The following is a 19212-nucleotide window of genomic DNA, read 5'->3' on the forward strand; positions in this document are numbered from 1 at the left end:
GTCATCCCAGGAAGGCAAAATAGAGGATGACGATCATGCCGAGTATGATACGGTAGACACCGAATATTTTAAAGTCATGTTTTCTGATGTAACCCAGAAGCATGCGGATGGCAAAAATGGATACGACAAAGGAGACAAAGGTTCCGATTAGCAGGAGAATCCATTCTTCCCCGGAAAACATGCCTGTTTTCAGGAAATATTTCAGCAGCTTCAGACCGCTGGCGCCGGCCATGACCGGTATGGCAAGAAAGAAGGAAAATTCACTGGCTACATAACGGGAGCAGCCCAGAATGACAGCGCCCAGGATGGTTGCGCCGCTTCTGGAAGTTCCGGGAATTGCCGCCAGCACCTGGAAACAGCCGATGAAAAAGGCTGCCTGATAGGTAAGTGCCTCCAGAGAATCCATTGTCGGCTGTTTTTTTCTGCTCTCAATGACAAGAAAGGCAATACCGTACAGGATCAGGGTTGCAGCGATTATGTATACACTGGACAGATAGTCCTCCAGAACCGTATCAAGGGGCAGTCCCGCAATCACGATGGGAATACATCCCACAGCCACCTTTTTCCACAGTGTGTAGGTCTCCTGTTTTTCAGCGGCGCTTTTCTTTGGAGAAAGGGGGTTCAGCTTGTGGAAAAACAGGACCAGAACAGCCAGTATGGAGCCGAACTGGATCACTACTTTGAAGACTTCAAAAAATTCCGGTGTGGAGGTCATGGGCCAGATATTGTCAAACAAGATCAAATGCCCCGTGCTGCTGATGGGCAACCATTCTGTGATACCCTGTATGATACCGAGAATGACCGCCTTTAAGATTTCAATAAAATCCATGAATACTTTTCCTTTCTGTGATGCCCGTCGTGAGTCGTGAGATTACTGGTTGTTTGGTGTTTCGATGCGGCGGATTTCCTTTGTGCGGATTTCCTTGCAGAGAGCATCAATGAAATCATCCAGGGATTTCTGGCCTTCATCACCAAGGAAACGGCTTCTGACTGCCACTTTTCCTTCTGCTTCTTCCTTTTCTCCCACAACGATCATGTAAGGAACTTTTGCGAGCCTTGCCTCACGGATCTTGTAGCCAATCTTTTCGGAACGCTCGTCTATGGTGCAGAGGATACCGTTTTTCTTTAACTCGCTTTCTACTCTGACCGCGTAATCCTGGTATTTTTCAGAGATGGGAAGGATACGGACCTGTTCAGGGCAGAGCCAGGTGGGGAACATGCCGGCATATTTTTCAATGAGCCATGCCAGAGTCCTCTCATAGCAGCCGATGGAGGTTCTGTGGATAATGTACGGGCGGACTTTTTCTCCGTTCTGGTCAATATAGTACATGTCAAACTGTTCAGCCAGCAGTGCATCCCACTGTATGGTGATCATGGTATCCTCTTTGCCGTATACATTTTTGGCGTTGATATCTACCTTGGGGCCGTAGAAGGCGGCTTCTCCCACATCCTCCACAAAAGGAACATCCAGTTCCACTAAAATGCTGCGGATATGCTGTTCCGTCTGTTCCCATACCTCGGCATCGCCGATATACTTTTCTGTATTTTCCGGGTCCCATTTGGATAAATGATAAGTCACATCATCCTGAAGTCCCAGTGTGGTCAGACATTTCTTGGCAAGAGCCAGACAGCCTTTGAATTCTTCCACCATCTGATCCGGACGGACGATCAGGTGGCCTTCCGAAATGGTGAATTGGCGGACACGTGTCAGGCCGTGCATTTCCCCGGAATCCTCATTTCGGAACAGTGTAGAGGTTTCGCTGTAGCGAAGAGGCAGGTCGCGGTAGGAGCGCTGTCTGGATTTATATACATAATACTGGAAGGGGCAGGTCATGGGACGCAGAGCAAACACTTCTTTGTCCGTCTCCTCATCTCCCAGAACAAACATGCCGTCCTTGTAGTGGTCCCAGTGACCGGATATCTTGTATAAGTCACTTTTGGCCATGAGGGGTGTCTTGGTACGGATATAGCCCCAATTGTTGTCCTCCTCATCCTCGATCCATCTCTGGAGTGTCTGGATGATCTTAGCGCCTTTTGGCATCAGCAGGGGAAGGCCCTGTCCGATCACATCAACGGTGGTGAATAATTCCATTTCACGTCCAAGCTTGTTGTGGTCACGTTTTTTGATCTCTTCCAAGTGCTGGAGATATTCGTTCAGCTCATCCTTTGTGGAAAAGGCGCTGCCGTATATTCTCTGCAGCATGGGTTTGCTGGAATCCCCTCTCCAGTAAGCACCTGAGGAGGAAGTCAGTTTAAACGCTTTGATGCCTTTTGTGTTCATAAGATGAGGTCCTGCGCACAGATCAACGAAATCTCCTTGTGAGTAGAAGGAAATCTCAGCATCTGCGGGAAGGTCTGTGATCAGTTCCACTTTGTAGGGTTCTTCTTTTTCTGTCATGAGGCGGATGGCCTCCTCTCTTGGGAGAGTGAAGCGTTCAAGTTTGTTTCCTTTCTTGATGATCCGTTTCATCTCTTTTTCCAGTTGGTCAAGGTCCTCTCTGGAAAATGGTTCTGCCTCAAAGTCATAGTAGAAGCCGGTGTCGATTGCCGGCCCGATTGCCAGTTTGGCATTGGGAAACAGATGTCTGACAGCTTCAGCCAGTACATGAGAGCAGGTATGGCGGACAACACGAAGTCCTTCCGAATCTCTGGCTGTGAGAATGTTCAGGCTGCAGTCCTTGTGGATGACAGTTCTTAAATCCACGATCTGACCGTCCACCTGGCCTGCGCAGGCAGCCCGTGCCAGTCCTTCGCTTATGTCAAAGGCAATGTCAATGACTGATTTGGACTCCGTATATTCTTTTACGGAGCCGTCTTTTAATGTGATCTTCATTCTTTTTTCCTCCATGAGTAATTGATTAAAATAAAAAAACCCTGAACAATCCTAAGACTGTTCAGGGACGATAAACAAGATACCGCGGTTCCACCCTTTTTGCAAATACCACTCATTCAGACGATAACGGTGTCGGCCGGACTTTATTAAAGCCGCTCCAGGGTGGTCTTCAAATGTTTCCCCATAGAATGCTCACACCGTATGCATTCCTCTCTGCATGGATAGACATTTTACTCTTCCTGTCTACGCGTTGGTTCATATGGCAGAATGCAGCGGCAGACCTGTTGAAAGGCTGCGGATACATTCTGAATTGGTGTTTAGCATATCATCTATGGGCGTGAATGTCAAGTCAGGAGCGTGAGGATTTTCAGGGACGGAGATAGTTTTTCATGTTTTTCAGCGCGTGCTTTTCCAGACGGCTGACCTGAGCCTGGGAGATGCCGATTTCCCGGGCAACCTCCATCTGGGTTTTTCCTTCGTAGAAACGCATTTCGATAATGTGTTTTTCCCTGTCATCCAGGCGTTTCATGGCCTCCTTCAGGGACAGATCCTCAATCCAGTTTTCCTCTCTGTTCTTTTTATCACTGATCTGATCCATAACATACAGGGTATCCCCGCCCTCTGTGTATACAGGTTCGTAGAGGCTGACCGGGCTTTGGATGGCATCCAGGGCATAGACAATGTCTTCTTTTTCAATGCCAATCTCCTCGGCAATCTCATTGATGGTAGGCTCTTTGAGATTTTTCTTGACGTAATTTTCTTTGGCATAGATGGCTTTGTACGCTGTATCCCGGAGAGAACGGCTGACCCGGATAGAGTTGTTGTCGCGCAGATACCTGCGGATCTCACCGATGATCATGGGAACCGCATAAGTAGAAAATTTCACGTTCAGTGTCGTGTCGAAATTGTCAATGGCCTTCATCAGCCCAATGCAGCCAATCTGGAAGAGATCATCTACATTTTCGTTGCTGGCGGAGAAGCGTTTGATGATACTGAGCACCAGCCTCAAATTTCCCTTGATATATAATTCTCTGGCTTCCGTATCTCCCTTTTTGATCCGCTCGAACAGAATGTCTTTCTCTTCATTGGTAAGTACAGGGAGTTTGGAAGTGTTCACACCGCATATTTCAACTTTATTAAGTGCCATTGCAAGAATCCTCCTGGAAATTTTAATGTCTAGTAAAATGATTCTCACCTGGTGCGGACAATATACGACAACCTGGAAAATTTAATAAAGTTTTAGCCCTTGACAATTCAGAAAAACAGATATAAAAACCCCTTGTTTTCAACAAAATTGTTTGGAAAACAAGGGGTTTGGGTTATGGTTAAAGCTGTTCAAACCGGGGAATGGTAATCACTTCCCCGCCTTTCATGGCGGATTCATGTGCACAGATTCCGGTGCCGGTCCAGTAGGCGCCCATGATATCATCGATGGCGGGTTTTCGGTCTTCCAGGATGGAACGGACGAATTCATGTACCAGGTGGGGGTGAGAACCACCGTGTCCGCCGCCTTGCTTAAAAGAGAGGTGTGTATTTTCATTGTTGTAAACCGTATTGGTGGTGAAGGATGCAATCTCATCAGGTAGAAGGTGAGCATAATCAGGTATCCTGACCCGTTCCTCCAGAATTTCTCCGCCTCTGCTGGATTCTTCTTTTTCTTCATTCAGGATATCCACTTTCTGCAGTGCTCCTGTTCTGGTGTAGATGACAGGATCTTCCTCTGCAAGCTGCTGCCACTCAAAGCTTTTATTCTCCCCATATACACGGAAACACTCAGAATAACTTCTGGCAACTCCGTATAAAAAGCGCTCCATCTCAATTGTGATATCACTGTCCTGAAGGGTGATAAAGGCTGCTTCAAAAGCGTAAGGGCATCCATACGGTTCTTCCAGTTCGCGGCGGACTTTACCTGAACCTCTGGCGTATACTTTTTCCGGCAGATGTCCCGCAAGCATCAGACACGGTGCAACCGCATGGGTGGGATGCATAAGGGGAGGAAAACCTTTCCAGTAATCAGGCCAGCCTTCCATATCCTGATAGTGGGCGCATGTCATGTACTGCAGACGACCAAGTTCCCCTTTCTCATACAGTTCTTTCAGATAGAGAAATTCCCTCTGGAAGATGGTGGTTTCCATGAACATATAATTCTTGCCTGCGGCCTTTCTTGCGGCAATAACCTGTTTTAATTCCTCCAGGCTCATGCCCATGGGGATTGTGCAGCCGCAGTGTTTTCCTGCATTCAGCACCCGTACAGAAAACGGTGCGTGTGTGGAAGGCGGCGTCACCAGATGGACGGCATCGATCTCGGGTATATCCAGTACATCCTGCAAGTCAGTGAAGCACTGGCTTTGGGGGATGCTGTACCGTTCTCTGGCAAGGTCCAGAAGTTTTTGATTTTTGTCTACAACATAGACCTTATCCACATCGGGATGCCTGCAGTAGATGGCAACGAATTCCAGTCCAAAGCTCAGCCCAACCAGGGCTACATTTAATTTTTTCATATTCAAAGTCCTCCTTTTCTTCTGTACATAAGATTTTAGTCCAGATACACGTATCAGGGAATGAAGATAACTTTTGAATCAGAGCGAAATAATCGAAAAAACAGACAGGTTTTTTTGCGGATCAGTACATATTTTATTTTTAAGCCGTAAAAAACTTAAAAATACAACAGGTGGAAAAAAGATAAGGAATTTGAAAATTTTTTAAGAAGGAACGGTAAAAAGTCAAATAATATATTTATTCTAAAAATAACAGGGATATGTTTTAATGTGTTTATAGCAATTCCGAAACAGCCGGCGTTTTGAAAATGCAAAGAAGGGTACAGTAAACCGTTAAAAAATTGTAAGGAAAAGAAGGTATGAAGGTATGAAAAGAAAAAAAGTGACAGCCGTACTGATGGCGGCAGCAATGATATTAGGGACCACAGCGTGCGGTAGTTCCGACAGTGGTCAGGAGAACAAGAAAGAAGAAAGCACCGAGAATGAAAAAAAGGAAGACAGCCGGGAGAACAGTGATAAGGGAGATTCTGCAGAGATTACACTTCTTATGACAAATGACTGGGTTGATGAATCCACGGACCTTGGCGGGGAGTTTACAAAGACTATCAGGTATTATGAGGAGGAACATCCCGGTACAAAAATCACGCTGCAGGGAGCTTCCCAGCAGGATATTAAGGAATCTTTTCAGACAGCGGCCCTGGCAGGCGGCGGTGCAGATATTGTGATTATGGATAATTCAGGACATGCCATTGATTTGGCGGCAATGGGTCTTCTATATCCTTTGAGTGAACTGGCCACGCCGGAGGATCTGGTTTCCCAGTATCAGGAAGGGCCGCTGAATTCCGGTAAGTTCCAGGGAGAATATTACTCGGTTCCCTGGTACATGGACTGCTGCGGTCTGTACTATAACAAGGAACGTCTGGATGAACTGGGACTCTCAGTTCCCACAAACTGGGAAGAGCTTTCCGATGCCCTTGAAAAAGTGAAGGAGGCCGGATACGGCGGAATCATCACCTATCAGAGTGCATATGCGTTTTATTCCTTCTTCTATCAGAATGAATGCCCGGTCATTGATACCAGCGGTGAGACACCATCTGTGGTGATCGATAATGAACAGGGGAAAGAAGCCTGGGACTATATCTGCAGCATGATTGAAAACGGAGGGCTGGTAGAATCATTTAAAGAGGCCACAACATGGGATAAGGTTTATGAAAGCTTTGCCAATGGAGAGGCCACCTTCCTTCTGGGCGGGGACTGGTGTGCAAACGGTGTTGACGGCATCAATCCTGATCTGGATTATGGGATCACCACCATGGTGGAAGGAAAGACACAGGCAACCGTACTGGGAGGCTGGACCTGGAATATCAACGCTAACAGTAAGAACCCGGAATTGGCATATGATCTGATCCAGTACATCAATTCCGAAAAAGGAGATCCGATTCTGGCAGTCCAGGGAAAGATTTCCGCACGTAAGGATTTTGATTATGCAAAAGCGCTGGAGGGAAAAGAACGCCTGAAGGTATTTACAGATGAGTTCCCATATACCTGTGCCCGTCCGGCTGTTATCAATGAAAAGGCCATCGACGAACTGATCACCAATGCAATCCTGGAGGTGGATTACGGAAAGGCAACAGCAGAGGAAGCGCTTAAGTCCCTGACGCAGAAATTAAACGAGAACATTGCATCTAACTATAAGTAGACAAGAAAGCGGGTTATCGTCTCTCCGGCGCAGCCGGGGAGAGCTGCCCGTCCTGAGGTGGGATTATGGGAAGAAAACAAAAAAGGGCGGGACTGGAACTGAAGAAAAACTGGCCTGGGTATCTGCTTCTGGCACCGGCAGTTGCGGCAGTCCTGACCCTCTCAATCTATCCGCTGTTCCGCGGTATTTATCTTAGTTTTGTCAATTACAATCTGGTTCGTCCAAAGGACAGTATCTTCAATACCTTTGCAGGACTGGAAAATTATAAGAATATATTTGCCAACAAGATTTTTCTGCAGTCTATCGGAAATACAGTAAAATGGACACTGGTGAATCTTGTGATACAGCTTGTGGCAGCCATGCTGCTGGCGCTGGCACTGAATATGAAACTGAAAGGAAGGTCTGTATACCGCACTTTGATTCTGGTGCCCTGGGCTGTTCCGCACGCGATCGCGGCAATGACATTTACCTTTTTATATAATGCAAATGTGGGAATCATCAACATACTTGCCGTAAAGTTAGGAGCTATCACGGAATCCATCTCCTGGCTTGGAAATATCGGCTCTGCCTTCTGGTGTGTGGTTCTTGTGGCAATCTGGAAGGGGATTCCGTTTCAGATGATATTTATTCTGGCTGCGCTGCAGGGCATTCCCGGTGATGTATATGAGAGCGCTGAAATTGACGGGGCCAGCCGTTTCCAATGCTTTTGGAGAATCACGCTGCCTATCATCAAGGAACCGCTGGCAATAGCCACAATCCTGAATCTTATAGGTATTGTGTCCTGCTTTAACACCATCTGGCTGATGACCGGCGGCGGCCCCCTGTACAGTACGGAGATACTTTACACCTTTGCCTACCGTGAGGCCTTCATCAACCATAACTTCGGTACAGCAGCGGCGGCGTCTGTGATCTTATTTATTTTCATGGCAGTATTTTCCGGGATATATCTGCGCATGGTAAGTGAGAAAGAGTAGAGGAGGGGCAAATGCTGAATAAAAAACAGAAAAAGAATATCAGAATGGCAGGTGCTTATATCTTTACAGTTCTGATGGTATTTATTGCTGTGGCGCCGTTTGTGTACGTTGTGCTGACAGCGCTGAAAACACAGGAGCAGATATATGATCCAAAGCAGATTATTCCTACATATGTGACATTTGAAAATTTCCGCCATGTGATTTTTGAATCAAATTTTGTCAGATATTTTATGAACAGTATATTTATTACGGCAGTGACAACGGTTATTTGTATGGTATTGTCTGTCATGGCTGCATATGGGCTGACAAGGTACCGCATTTTGGGCGCCGGGAAAATCAAGATGGCAGTACTGATGACGAGAATGTTTCCGGGAATCCTGCTGTGTATACCGTATTATATTATCATGAAACATTTTCAGCTCATTGACAGTTATGTGGGGCTGATACTGATGTACTGTTCCTTTACTCTTCCTTTTGCCATCTGGAATACCTGTGCATTTTTTTCCACGATTCCGTGGGAACTGGAGGAGTCAGCCATGATCGACGGATGCAGCAGATTACGTTCCTTTTTCTCCGTTATCTTTTACGTGGCAAAACCGGGACTGTTTGTGACAGCGCTTTTCTGTTTCATGTCATCCTGGGATGAATATATGTATGCATCCATTTTCATCAATACAACACTAAAAAAGACCATTCAGGTGGGAATGCAGGATTTTATCGGACAATACTCTGTGGACTGGGGATTATTGATGTCAGCAGTGGTTATCAGCCTTGTTCCCATATTGCTGTTCTTCGCATTAGTGCAGAAGAACCTTGTGGAAGGACTGTCTGCCGGAGCTGTGAAGGGGTAGCTTTAAGGGTTGGCGCACAAAATGTGCGGCAGCCCTGTTTTGCTGAGTAGGAATTGCGGAGAACGCCATATAGCTCAGACAAGCTTCGCGATGGGCCGGACTGGAAAGTAATGGGAACACAAGGCGAAAAGTTGACAAAAAGATTTAAGATATTAGAATGAAGGATAAAAGAGGGCGGATACCGTATGGAGAGGGAAAGAAGCAGACATTTCAGTCTGAAAAACAAAAGTATCAGGACACAGCTCATTGTGTACATGGGGTGTTTTGTGGTCCTGCCGTTGTGTCTGGCACTTATGTTTCTGAACATTTATTTACAGAGGGTTACAACAGAAAATATGACCAGTTATGATTCAACACTTCTGTCTCAGATCAAAGCAAACGGAGATCAGATGATTGAAGTGACCAACTACTCTACCAGTATGATGATGACCAGCAAAAGTGTATTGGAGAATCTGCGCACGATGGCTCGTTCCGGGGACAGTTATGATCTGTATCGGGCTAAGACGGAGCTGTCAGCAAGGCTGTCCGAGATGGAAAGCTCAGTTCTGAATGCAGTGGGGGGCAAAATTGCCATTTTGACAAACTCCGGATATCTGATCGGTGCACACAATCTGAGCCGTACTTCCGTAGATTATGAAGGACAGGACTGGTATCAGCAGATTGTATCCAATGGACGAAAAACCACTTTCTGCACAGAACTGCAGGATTTTTTTGCAGAGATGACCACATATCCTATACGGGAATACCGCTATCTCTACATCGGCAGAAGTGTGTTGGATTATTCCGGCGAGAAGCTGGGGGTTCTTCTCATTCAGCTCTCCGGTACAAAAATATGGGGGAAATTCACGCAGGCCATGGTGCCCCTGGACGAGGGGACTTTTTATATTTTTGACGGCAGCAGGGAAATGCAGATGGAATATAATGGGGAAAAAGATGGGCTGGTGCAGTTACTCATAAAAGAGGAACCTGTGTGGAGGAAAGAAGCTGATACCATTATCCAGGGAGTTTTGAAAAATGGTTATAAGTACATGGCAGTTTCTATGGAGCACGGCGGGAATACTTTGGTGTACGCCGTTCCGGGCAGGGTCTATCTGGAGGGAAATCTTAGGATTTCCAGAAATATTCTCGGAATGGTTCTGCTTTTAATTGCCGCCACCATAATCACCATGATTTATTTTTCCAGGAAACTGTCAAGGCCACTTACGAATCTGGTGGAGAATCTGGAAAACTCTGAGAACGGAATCCTGAAGATTCAGGAGCCGGAACAGTCATTTCTGGAAATACATAAATTTATTGCAAGCTACAACAGGGCGGGACTGAGGATAGAAGAACTGATTGAAAAGGTGAAGACAGAAAGCCATCTGAAAGAGAAGGCTCATTATGAGATGTTGATGTCGCAGATCTCTCCGCATTTTATATTCAACACCGTGAATTCTATCCGAATCATGGCCAGGGAGGAGCAGGATGTGAGGACCTCCCGTGCATTGGAATCCCTGGGGGAGATCCTGCACGGTGTCTATGACAACAGAAACGGCATGACAACAGTGGGACAGGAGACAGCGCTTTTAGAGGCCTATGTGGATATTATGAAATTCAGATTCGGAAATTCTTTTCAGTATTATAATGTGATCCCCACGGATTTATATTTCTATGAGATCCCTGCATTTACCATGCAGCCTATTGTGGAAAATGCTATTCTGCACGGCGTAAAAGATGTGACGGCGGGGCAGATCATTGTCTCAGCAGTGGAATATGAGCATGATTTTCTGATTTCCATATTTAACAACGGAAATTCTGCAGATAAGGATATGGTGGAGGAGATGCTGAAAAGTCCGCACAGGAATCAAAGGACATTTACCGGTATGGGGCTTTACAATGTGAACTCCCGTTTAAAAATGCTGTACGGGGACAATTATGGGCTGATATTCAATGAACAGGTAAAAGCGGGATTTGAAATATGGATTCGGATTCCAAAGAAAACGGAATTTCAGGCACATTCACGGGCAGAAAGGAAAGGGTATGAAGAATAAGGTATTGATCATAGAAGATGAGATATTGGCCAGAGTCGGCCTGCATCAGCTCCTTGATTGGGAGGCTCTTGGATTTATTCTGCTGGAGGATGCAAAGGATGGACAGGAAGCAATCCAATCCATAGAAAATAATCATCCGGACATTCTGCTTCTTGACCTGAATATACCGAAAGTGAACGGACTGCAGATTCTGGAATATTTAAATAAAAATAATCTGGACTGTAAAGTTATTGTTATAAGCTGTAATGAAGAATTTGAGATGGTAAAAGAGGCTATGAAGCTGGGGGCATATGATTATCTGCGGAAACTGAATCTCTCTTCCCAGGAGCTGAAGGAAATTCTTTTGAAATGCAGGGCAGAAAAGCAGCCGTTTTTCCGTGTCCGGGAAATACGGTATGAGGAGATTATCAGCCACACAGGAAAAGACATCTTTCAGGATGTGGGGACTTACCGGACGCTTCTGTGTATTCTGCCCCATAAAGAAAAACAGGATGGGATATTTTCTGTTACCGAGCAGTGCAGAGCGTGGTTTCAGAAGCGCGGGCAGGAATATCTGCAGATTCACAAAGGGGCGCAGTGCTGTTATTTTGTGTTTGACAGCCGGTTTCCGGGAGAATTTTATGAGGAGCTTTACCAGATATTGATGCAGCGCTGTCTGATAAAGTTATATTTGGGAATCTATGAGGGTGTCATGAAGGAAGAGACGGACATTAACCGGGCCATTGCCCTTGCAGAGCAGATTCAGATGATGAGCTATTATGATGAAGAGCAGAGAATACATTATTTTACAGAAAAAATACCGGCGAAAGAACATAGTCCAAATAGAATGACGCATATGCAGGCAGAGCTGAAGAAGGCGGTAAGTGAATTGGACAGGGAGGAGATAAAAAAGACTATAACACATATTTTCACGGCTGTATATGAAGAACGGTATATAAATATGAATGTGCTGCGGCGTATTTTTATGGATATGCTTGGGGTATTCTCTATGACTGCCCAGGGATTAAACGGGGCTATTGAGGAAATTGAAGTGCGCGGTGATAATTGTCATTATCAGTCACTGATGATGAGCAGCAGTTTGTCAGAAATAGAAAAATGGTTTTTGAAATTTACAGATGCTTTTTATGAGCGGTTTTTGATTGATTATAAATGCAGCCGTTCTGAGATTCTCTGCAGTGTTTTTCGTTATATTGATACGCATCTGCGGACACAGATACATCAGTCAGAAGCAGCCAGAGAAATCGGTGTTTCCAGTGCCTATCTGAGTACAGTATTTAAAAAGGAGATGGGGCAGAATTTTATTGAATATGTGAATATGAGGAAGGTGGAGCTGGCAAAGGAAATGTTGGAGAAGGGTTATCTCGTATATGAAATTTCTGACGTATTGGGATTTGAGAACTGTACATATTTTTCAAAAGTGTTCAAAAAATATACGGAAATGTCGCCGGATACGTTCAGGAAAGAGAGAGGAAATAAAAAGTTGTAAATGACAATATATAGATTGCAAATGCAAAATGAATATGATATCATAAAAATTGAGGAACAACCGTGTGAAAGGGTGGCTTGACCTTCATTCTATAGAGAATGGAGGTGGTGCACATGAAGAACAAATTCAGTTTTAATGATCTGATGCAGTTCGGAATTTTTCTGATCGCACTACTGACTTTCATTTACTTGATGAGTCATTAGTTTACATAGAAAAACCACCCTTAAACTTTGACGAGCGGGGGTGGATTTTCTACTTTTGCATAGGTCAAACCACTTTGGACGGTTGTTCCTTTTCTATTTACAATATATCATATTAGCAGGTGAAATTCAATAGGTTTTGAAAATCTAATTCATGAATAAAACGATTAAATAATTTGTTTATATCAAGATATAGATTGCAAATATAAATATAGGTATACAAAACAGACCACAGACAAGCATAAATAATAAGCAGTCATGTCCTGTCAATGAATGCATGGATCAATACAGGAAGTTTGCAGTAAACAGTATTGCTAGGGGTAAAAATACAAGAATGTATTATAAGATTTGTGTAAAGTGTCTTAGAACGGCGGGTGGGTCAAATATGCAAAATCGCAAAAGGGAATATAGAACTATGATTTAAGATTAAAAACGGAAAACCCGTTGATAAATTTAAAATGAGGTGATATACTACAATTATCTGAAAAAATATAAACACCAAAATCGTGTATAAATTTGGAGGTAATTATGAAGCTTCTTCGTATTACAGCGGAAGGATTACCGCTTTTTAAGGAAAAATTGGATTTGAGCTTTTATGCACAGCAGAGAGTTGTAGAAGAACATAAGAACATTTTGTGTCCATTATTTTCAAATATTTATTTGAATTCTGCAAATGGATTCATTGGTATTAATGCCTCAGGAAAGACTTCTGTACTGAAGGTGATTTTGCTTGTATTGGAAATGATCAATAATGAACCAATCAACCACATTGAGACCAGAGATATTTTGGGGGATGCACAAGAAGTTAAATTGAATTCGTATTTCTTTTCGAGAAAGACTAAAGAGATTTGTCGATTGGAAACGATTATTACGTCTCGTAAGAGCAAGTCGGAAGGGGCAAGTTACAGTATTGTTTCAGAGTCTTTATGGACAAAGAATGTAGATGAGGTAACTACCCGTAAAGCAATGTTAGATTTTGATGGAAGAGAGCCGGCAATAATCAGAAGTGGTCAGGAGGCATTTTTATCTGATGATGTAAGTATAATGATTGCCAAAAATAAAAAGACAAAGGAACATGTGCGTATTGTCAATCTCTTGAAATATACGAATGTGAATGTGCTTCCGTTCTCGGAAGATATACCTGCAGAGGTTATCACGTTCCTAGATCCAACAATTGAGAGCCTGCATTTTGATGAAAAGGACCAAAAGCCCTTAATCCATCTGAAATTTAAGGGAAAAGAAGAAATCCTGTTTCATAACCCTGTAGAATTGAACAACTACCTTTCCTCTGGTACTGTAAAAGGAATGATAACTTTTACCTTGGCTCAGGAAGTACTGCAAAACGGTGGATATATTGTTGTAGATGAAATTGAGAATCATTTTAACAAAGAAATTGTTACAACGCTGATGCGTTTCTTTATGGATAGCAAGCTGAATAAGAATGGTGGTACACTTGTTTTTTCTACACATTATCCGGAACTACTGGATGAATATGATCGCAATGACAGCATATTTATTACCAGAAATCGCAATGGTATTACGGTAGAGAATTTATCTAATATACTGAAACGAAATGATATCAAGAAGAGTGATGCATACCAGAGCGGTTTCCTTGAAGGTACAACTCCAACATATGAGGCTTATATGCAGCTAAAGAAAAGTATAGCAGCAGCCCTTATATAGGAGGTGCCTATGGAATTAGCAGAATATAAGGCGTGTATCTGTGAGGGTTCAGCTGAAAATGCAATCATGGATATACTCTTGGATCATGAACTTTTAATCTTTTCCAGAGAAGAGATGATTGAAGAGGAAGTGATCCGTTGCAGAGAAGGCAAGAAGTTTGAGGAAAAGTACTTGAGAAAAGGATTTATGAATAAGATTTCTGTTATAAGGATTCTTGACTCAAGGCGTGAAAACTTTAAGCTTAGTAAGGCATATGCCAATAAGGTGGATGTCATAAATGTGATTACGGCTCCGGAAATTGAAATGCTAATCATTTTTAATGAGGATAAGTACAAGGAATTTAAGAAATCCGGGAAGAAACCAAGTGGTTTTTGTAAAGAAGATTTGAAGATGGCAGAGGTAAAGTCCTATGATTTTGTGAAGGATTACTTCAGCAATCCGACAGTTCTTGTGGCAGCTATAAAAAAGTATCATGAATTGTCGAAAGTTCAAAAGGGTGAATATACTTTATTGGACTTGTTGCGATAGTAATAATCAAAATGTTGAAAGGCGCTTGCAGAGGTGCAGGCGCTTTTCTTATGCTAAAAATCAGGAAGGAGGGATCCCGATGGCAGTAAGCATCAAAGAGCCGGTTCCGGCAAAGGGAATGCCCGATTGCCCGGAATGGATTTTAAAGGAGTTACAGATTGTTTCCGAACATCCCCCTATGCTATAATCTATTTGTAAGACATTATACAGTAAGACTAAGGTAACTGACAACGATGTTTGTAATAAACAGGCAGGGGGGAAAAAATATGGAAAAAAATTGTATATCTAAAATAAAAAACGAACCAAAGATCAAGAATAAACTCATCCAGGCTGTCAGAGGACAGCTTGAACAGCGTGCGGCGTGGCTGTATCTTCTTTGTGATGAAGCCGGAAAAAGAGGGCTTGACTGGGAAGATTTCGGAAGCGCGGCAATCCGCCGCTGTGGCCTGGGGCAGGGGGCGGAGTTAGTAAAACAAGGAGGGACCAATAGTCTGAGAGGTCTCAGAAAACAGTTATTTACAAAACCTGCCCAGTGGGTATTTGAAATGAAGATCAGAAAAAGCACTGACAAAGAGCTGGCCATTGATTTTCATTACTGTCCGTTAGTAAAAGCCTGGCAGAAAGCCGGCTGTACAGACGAAGAAATATCGAAACTCTGTGACATAGCCATGTGCGGCGACCACGGCATTGGAGAGGCTTACGGCGGCCGTCTGAAACTTCTGAGATCCATAGCCAAAGGTGATGATGTATGCCGTTTATATTATCATAAAAAGTAATACCTGTGACGGTTCACAGTCCTGCCTTGGGGCAGCAAGGTGAACCGCAGTCATGCCGCACCGTATCAAACATAAGGAGAATACATGAATATTGTCAATTTTACACGTGAACATATTGCAAACGCAAAGAAACTTGCCCTGTCATGCTACCAAGAGGAGCAGAACAGGGTACCGGATCTTCCGGGTGCCAAGGAACTAACCGACTTAACATATTTTGCTGACAACGGCCTGGGAGCAGCAGCATACGAAGGCAATACGATGACAGGCTTTCTGTGCTGTACAGAACCGTTTGACCATGCGTTTGGATCAACAGATGCCAAAGGGATATTCTCTCCTATGGGCACTCATGCAGCAGTGAGGCAGAACAGAGCAGACATATACGCTGCCATGTACCGGTTTGCCGCACGGAAATGGGTCAGAGCCGGTGCGGTCAGCCACGGCATCTGCTTATATGCTCACGATGAAACGGCGCAGCAGCAGTTTTTTCGCTATGGTTTTGGCATGCGGTGTATCGATGCTGTCCGAACCATGGAGCCGATAACCTGTATCCGAAATGAAAACTATGAAATCGAGGAGCTTACCCCGGAAACAATTTCTCTGGCGTATCCGCTGGAACTTATGCTGATGCGTCACTATTACAGCAGCCCGTTTTTCATGAACCGTGCCGCAGCGGCACAGGAAGACTTCTGCAGCACATTTACAGCAGAAGAAGAACGATGTTTTATATCCAGGTATAAAGGTCAGCCATGCGCATACCTGAAAATTTCCCAGTCCGGTGAAACCTGTATTACCGAAATTCCGGAGTATCTGCACATAACAGCAGCATACTGCCTTTCGGAACACCGGGGCAAAGGCGTATTTCAGAACCTTCTTAATTATGCGGTTGATTTATTAAAAAAAGAAGGCTATGCGTATCTGGGTGTAGACTATGAGAGTCTTAACCCGACCGCATATGCCTTCTGGCAGAAATATTTTTCAGCGTATACCCACGGTCTTGTCCGTCGTATTGATGAACATATTCTGCAGGTATCAGAGCGTATCTAAGCTCTTTATGTAGTAATCGGACTGAAAAGCGCAGATCCGGGGTTATCCAAGATATCCTTTCAGCAGTAAAAAGGTATTTTTCATTCCCTCCACGTGGCTTCTCTCATATCCATGGGAAGCGTACACGCCTGCGCCGATCAGTCCATGCCGCACGTCATATCCCGCGGTCAGCGCCACATCCGCATCTGACCCGTAATGGGGATACACATCCACCGCATAAGCAAGTCCCATATCCCGGGCGGTCTTCACTAAAGATGTAACCAGGTCATAGTGATAAGGCCCCCTGCTGTCCTTGGCACAGATGGATACCTGCCGTTCCGTACAGCTAAGGCTGTTGCCGACACATCCCATATCTACGGAGATCACATCCTTTACCCCATCCGGGACAGAAGCGGCCCCGCCGTGGCCAACTTCCTCAAAGACGGTCATGTGCTGATAGACCCTGTTTTTCAGGGAGACATTTTCATCTTTTACATATTTTGCGTAGCCCAGCAAAATGGCAGCGCTGAGTTTGTCATCCAGAAAACGGCTCTTGATATATCCTGATTTTGTTATCACAGTCCTGGGTTCAAAACATACATAATCCCCTGTAGAAATACCAAGCGCAGCCACGGACTCTTTATCGGTGACCGGTTCGTCCAGCACAATTTCCACAGTATCGAATGATCTTCCGGTCTTGTCATATTCCCCGTTTACATGAATGGAAGCATTGACAAGCTGACAGGTGCCCTCATAAATGCCGTCAAAGCGTGTGACGATCCGGCAGTTTTCCGCTTCCGCGTTATTAGCATTCATACCGCCGATGGGTGTAATCTTCAGCCGTCCGTTTTCCTTGATCTCAGAGACCATGGCCCCAAGCGTGTCCACATGTGCCTCCAGGAGAACACCGTGTTTTACGTCGCCGCTTTCCAGATCCACCAGCACACCGCCCTTGACGGTTTTCTGCGGATGGTATCCCAGCCGTTCATACTCTGCCATCAGGTAATTGGCAGCCTTTTGGGTGTATCCGGAGGGACTGTCAATTGCCAGCAGATTTTTCATTTGCTCCAGAATATAATCCAGATATTTGTCCATAATGATATCCCTTTTCTTTTTTTGTCACATTTCCATCCTTTTTATGTTTTATCCGCCGGGCCATATATACAAATGGTGTATCAAGCAGACTGGTAAATACAAAAATCACATAACTGGATACACAGATGCGCAGAAGCACCGGAAACTGATACATGCCCCAAAACGCGCCAAAAGTATACAGAACAGTATTTAAAAGCTGTGACACCAATGTGGAACCATTGTTGCGGAGCCATAAAAATCCCTCTGCGTTTCCAAAACGTTTTGTTGTAAATGCCCACCATTTATGGTAAGCCCAGACATCAAATTTCTGAGAGACCGCATAGACCAGCAGACTTGCAAACAGCAGGCGCGGCGTATTGGAAAATATGGTATGGAACGCAGGACTTGCCCAGTCACTGGCAGAGGGGGTGTATAAAAGCCACATCTGGGAGATCAATATAAAACAGCAGGAAGTACAGATTCCCAGATTGACCGCCTTCTGGGCCTGCTTCTTGCCGCCAATCTCACTGATGATGTCCGTTACAAGAAAAGACGAGGCAAAGAGCACGTTTCCAAGCGTCTGCTCCATGCCGAAAGCACGCACCATGAGCAAGACCTCAATATTGGCTGTGATAGTACAAAAAACAGTCCATCCATACAGACCGGAAATATCAAAAAAGTAATACGCCAGCAGTACAAAACTATAAATCAGTACCAGGGATAAAATCAATAAAATCTCATTGCTCATACTTGTCACCTACCCCGAATTCCGTATTTTCCATTAAGATATCCACCCGGTCATTTCCTATATAAACAGGATAGAGATTTTCGGCAAAAAGCCGGATCACATCCCGGTCCGGTTTCATTTTCGTGGAATTTTCTACCATAATATTGATACAGACCCTCTCAAACAAAGACAGGCCGGTCTCAATATCTTTTTTCATGGAATTGAGCGTCTGACCTGTCAGCCCGAACAAAAGACACACCTCATCCGCATACTTTGCAATCTCCTGTGGTGATTCGGCAGTAATGCCCTTTTTGAGCACTTTTTCGCGAAAATCAAAATCAAAGGTTTCCACTCCCATTTTAATCTTCAGGCGGATACCCTTCTCAGCAAAAAAGTCCCGTGCCTTTGGAATCTCATCCTTGTGCATCCAGTGACACTCAAAATGCAGTTCATGGATTTCTTTTTCCTCGCAGACACTGCGTATCCGTTCCAGAGTCTTTTTATCCAGGTCACAAAAACTTCCCGAATTGATCACTTCCAGTTTCTTAAAACATCCTGTGACTTTTGCAAGCTCCCTTTCGTTTAAAAGGAAATTGGCCTTCTCATCCCTGGAAAAATCCAGATGATAGTCACAGAAGGAGCAGCGGCGCCATTTGCACCCGTTTCCCCGAAGGAGTAAAATCTCCCTGGGATTTTTTTCCCGTATCACACTGTAACGGTTACTTGGTTCTTGAATACTCATTTTTTCCTCCTTAGTTTTATTTATAGACAGGATGGTTACGAACTGTCTTTGGCAGTTCAGCTTATCTGAACTGTTGCCATTCTAGCAG

The 19212-nt window shown here is 44.3% G+C and carries 16 protein-coding genes and 1 other annotated feature; of the genes, 9 read left to right on the forward strand and 7 right to left on the reverse strand.

All coding sequences use genetic code 11. The annotated features are described in order from the left end of the window. Position 1: 1 nt before the first annotated feature. The 4 genes from LC508_RS27170 to LC508_RS27185 all read right to left on the reverse strand — a co-directional run bounded on the left by LC508_RS27170 (position 2) and on the right by LC508_RS27185 (position 5334). Complete coding sequence (locus LC508_RS27170; protein ID WP_103731712.1) at positions 2-829, reverse strand: undecaprenyl-diphosphate phosphatase; 828 nt, start codon at positions 827-829, stop codon at positions 2-4. A gap of 42 nt (positions 830-871) precedes the next feature. Then, positions 872-2833: a threonine--tRNA ligase gene (gene thrS / locus LC508_RS27175; protein WP_103731713.1), complete on the reverse strand. Its 1962-nt coding sequence runs from the start codon at positions 2831-2833 to the stop codon at positions 872-874. A gap of 60 nt (positions 2834-2893) precedes the next feature. Next, positions 2894-3088, reverse strand: a binding site (T-box leader). Positions 3089-3200: 112 nt separating this feature from the next. After that, positions 3201-3980, reverse strand: a complete 780-nt coding sequence (gene sigG / locus LC508_RS27180; RefSeq protein ID WP_033142663.1) for an RNA polymerase sporulation sigma factor SigG — start codon at positions 3978-3980, stop codon at positions 3201-3203. Positions 3981-4158: 178 nt separating this feature from the next. Beyond that, positions 4159-5334, reverse strand: a complete 1176-nt coding sequence (locus tag LC508_RS27185; RefSeq protein ID WP_054352294.1) for a Gfo/Idh/MocA family protein — start codon at positions 5332-5334, stop codon at positions 4159-4161. A 364-nt stretch (positions 5335-5698) separates the two neighbouring features. On the opposite strand from LC508_RS27185, the gene LC508_RS27190 reads away from it, so the two are divergent. From LC508_RS27190 to LC508_RS27230, 9 genes are all read left to right on the forward strand, one after another. After that, positions 5699-7030, forward strand: coding sequence for a sugar ABC transporter substrate-binding protein (locus tag LC508_RS27190; RefSeq protein ID WP_103731714.1), 1332 nt, complete (start codon positions 5699-5701; stop codon positions 7028-7030). Positions 7031-7095: 65 nt separating this feature from the next. Further along, positions 7096-8004 carry a carbohydrate ABC transporter permease gene (locus LC508_RS27195; RefSeq protein ID WP_103731715.1) on the forward strand — a complete coding sequence of 303 codons (909 nt, stop codon included), beginning with the start codon at positions 7096-7098 and terminating at the stop codon, positions 8002-8004. 11 nt (positions 8005-8015) lie between these two features. After that, positions 8016-8855, forward strand: coding sequence for a carbohydrate ABC transporter permease (locus LC508_RS27200; RefSeq protein WP_103731716.1), 840 nt, complete (start codon positions 8016-8018; stop codon positions 8853-8855). A 185-nt stretch (positions 8856-9040) separates the two neighbouring features. Further along, the gene (locus tag LC508_RS27205) at positions 9041-10885 is read left to right on the forward strand and encodes a cache domain-containing sensor histidine kinase (protein WP_103731717.1); all 1845 of its coding nucleotides are present in this window, start codon (positions 9041-9043) and stop codon (positions 10883-10885) included. Further along, a complete protein-coding gene (locus tag LC508_RS27210) occupies positions 10875-12371 on the forward strand; it encodes a response regulator transcription factor (protein ID WP_103731718.1) in 1497 nt (498 codons plus the stop codon). The genes LC508_RS27205 and LC508_RS27210 overlap by 11 nt, the downstream gene beginning before the upstream one ends. A gap of 728 nt (positions 12372-13099) precedes the next feature. Then, complete coding sequence (locus LC508_RS27215) at positions 13100-14254, forward strand: AAA family ATPase (RefSeq protein ID WP_118593807.1); 1155 nt, start codon at positions 13100-13102, stop codon at positions 14252-14254. Positions 14255-14263: 9 nt separating this feature from the next. Continuing rightward, entirely contained in the window at positions 14264-14782 is a 519-nt protein-coding gene (locus LC508_RS27220; RefSeq protein ID WP_054352296.1) for a hypothetical protein, read from the forward strand. Between the two features lie 266 nt (positions 14783-15048). Next, positions 15049-15558, forward strand: a complete 510-nt coding sequence (locus LC508_RS27225) for an L-2-amino-thiazoline-4-carboxylic acid hydrolase (protein ID WP_181014527.1) — start codon at positions 15049-15051, stop codon at positions 15556-15558. Positions 15559-15642: 84 nt separating this feature from the next. Further along, positions 15643-16602 carry a GNAT family N-acetyltransferase gene (locus LC508_RS27230; protein ID WP_103732789.1) on the forward strand — a complete coding sequence of 320 codons (960 nt, stop codon included), beginning with the start codon at positions 15643-15645 and terminating at the stop codon, positions 16600-16602. Positions 16603-16644: 42 nt separating this feature from the next. On the opposite strand, the gene LC508_RS27235 is transcribed toward LC508_RS27230, so the two are convergent. The 3 genes from LC508_RS27235 to LC508_RS27245 are packed head-to-tail and all read right to left on the reverse strand — an operon-like array spanning position 16645 to position 19124. Then, the gene (locus LC508_RS27235; RefSeq protein WP_103732790.1) at positions 16645-17676 is read right to left on the reverse strand and encodes a M42 family metallopeptidase; all 1032 of its coding nucleotides are present in this window, start codon (positions 17674-17676) and stop codon (positions 16645-16647) included. Next, positions 17621-18403, reverse strand: coding sequence for a queuosine precursor transporter (locus LC508_RS27240; RefSeq protein ID WP_225305274.1), 783 nt, complete (start codon positions 18401-18403; stop codon positions 17621-17623). Before LC508_RS27240 ends, LC508_RS27235 begins: the two co-directional genes overlap by 56 nt. Then, on the reverse strand, positions 18393-19124 hold the full coding sequence (locus LC508_RS27245) for a radical SAM protein (RefSeq protein WP_054352298.1): 732 nt from the start codon (positions 19122-19124) through the stop codon (positions 18393-18395). Before LC508_RS27245 ends, LC508_RS27240 begins: the two co-directional genes overlap by 11 nt. Between the last annotated feature and the right edge of the window lie 88 nt (positions 19125-19212).

This window comes from Blautia parvula (assembly GCF_020215665.1).
Lineage (GTDB): Bacteria > Bacillota > Clostridia > Lachnospirales > Lachnospiraceae > Blautia > Blautia celeris.

What these genes read in the sequence shown, in the direction of transcription:
- LC508_RS27240 (WP_225305274.1), bottom strand. Translation starts at nt 18,403, where the DNA reads ATGAGCAATGAGATTTTATTGATTTTATCCCTGGTACTGATTTATAGT.
- sigG (WP_033142663.1), bottom strand. Translation starts at nt 3,980, where the DNA reads ATGGCACTTAATAAAGTTGAAATATGCGGTGTGAACACTTCCAAACTC.
- LC508_RS27200 (WP_103731716.1), top strand. Translation starts at nt 8,016, where the DNA reads ATGCTGAATAAAAAACAGAAAAAGAATATCAGAATGGCAGGTGCTTAT.
- LC508_RS27215 (WP_118593807.1), top strand. Translation starts at nt 13,100, where the DNA reads ATGAAGCTTCTTCGTATTACAGCGGAAGGATTACCGCTTTTTAAGGAA.
- LC508_RS27185 (WP_054352294.1), bottom strand. Translation starts at nt 5,334, where the DNA reads ATGAAAAAATTAAATGTAGCCCTGGTTGGGCTGAGCTTTGGACTGGAA.
- LC508_RS27235 (WP_103732790.1), bottom strand. Translation starts at nt 17,676, where the DNA reads ATGGACAAATATCTGGATTATATTCTGGAGCAAATGAAAAATCTGCTG.
- LC508_RS27195 (WP_103731715.1), top strand. Translation starts at nt 7,096, where the DNA reads ATGGGAAGAAAACAAAAAAGGGCGGGACTGGAACTGAAGAAAAACTGG.
- LC508_RS27205 (WP_103731717.1), top strand. Translation starts at nt 9,041, where the DNA reads ATGGAGAGGGAAAGAAGCAGACATTTCAGTCTGAAAAACAAAAGTATC.
- LC508_RS27170 (WP_103731712.1), bottom strand. Translation starts at nt 829, where the DNA reads ATGGATTTTATTGAAATCTTAAAGGCGGTCATTCTCGGTATCATACAG.
- LC508_RS27230 (WP_103732789.1), top strand. Translation starts at nt 15,643, where the DNA reads ATGAATATTGTCAATTTTACACGTGAACATATTGCAAACGCAAAGAAA.
- thrS (WP_103731713.1), bottom strand. Translation starts at nt 2,833, where the DNA reads ATGAAGATCACATTAAAAGACGGCTCCGTAAAAGAATATACGGAGTCC.
- LC508_RS27245 (WP_054352298.1), bottom strand. Translation starts at nt 19,124, where the DNA reads ATGAGTATTCAAGAACCAAGTAACCGTTACAGTGTGATACGGGAAAAA.
- LC508_RS27190 (WP_103731714.1), top strand. Translation starts at nt 5,699, where the DNA reads ATGAAAAGAAAAAAAGTGACAGCCGTACTGATGGCGGCAGCAATGATA.
- LC508_RS27225 (WP_181014527.1), top strand. Translation starts at nt 15,049, where the DNA reads ATGGAAAAAAATTGTATATCTAAAATAAAAAACGAACCAAAGATCAAG.
- LC508_RS27220 (WP_054352296.1), top strand. Translation starts at nt 14,264, where the DNA reads ATGGAATTAGCAGAATATAAGGCGTGTATCTGTGAGGGTTCAGCTGAA.
- LC508_RS27210 (WP_103731718.1), top strand. Translation starts at nt 10,875, where the DNA reads ATGAAGAATAAGGTATTGATCATAGAAGATGAGATATTGGCCAGAGTC.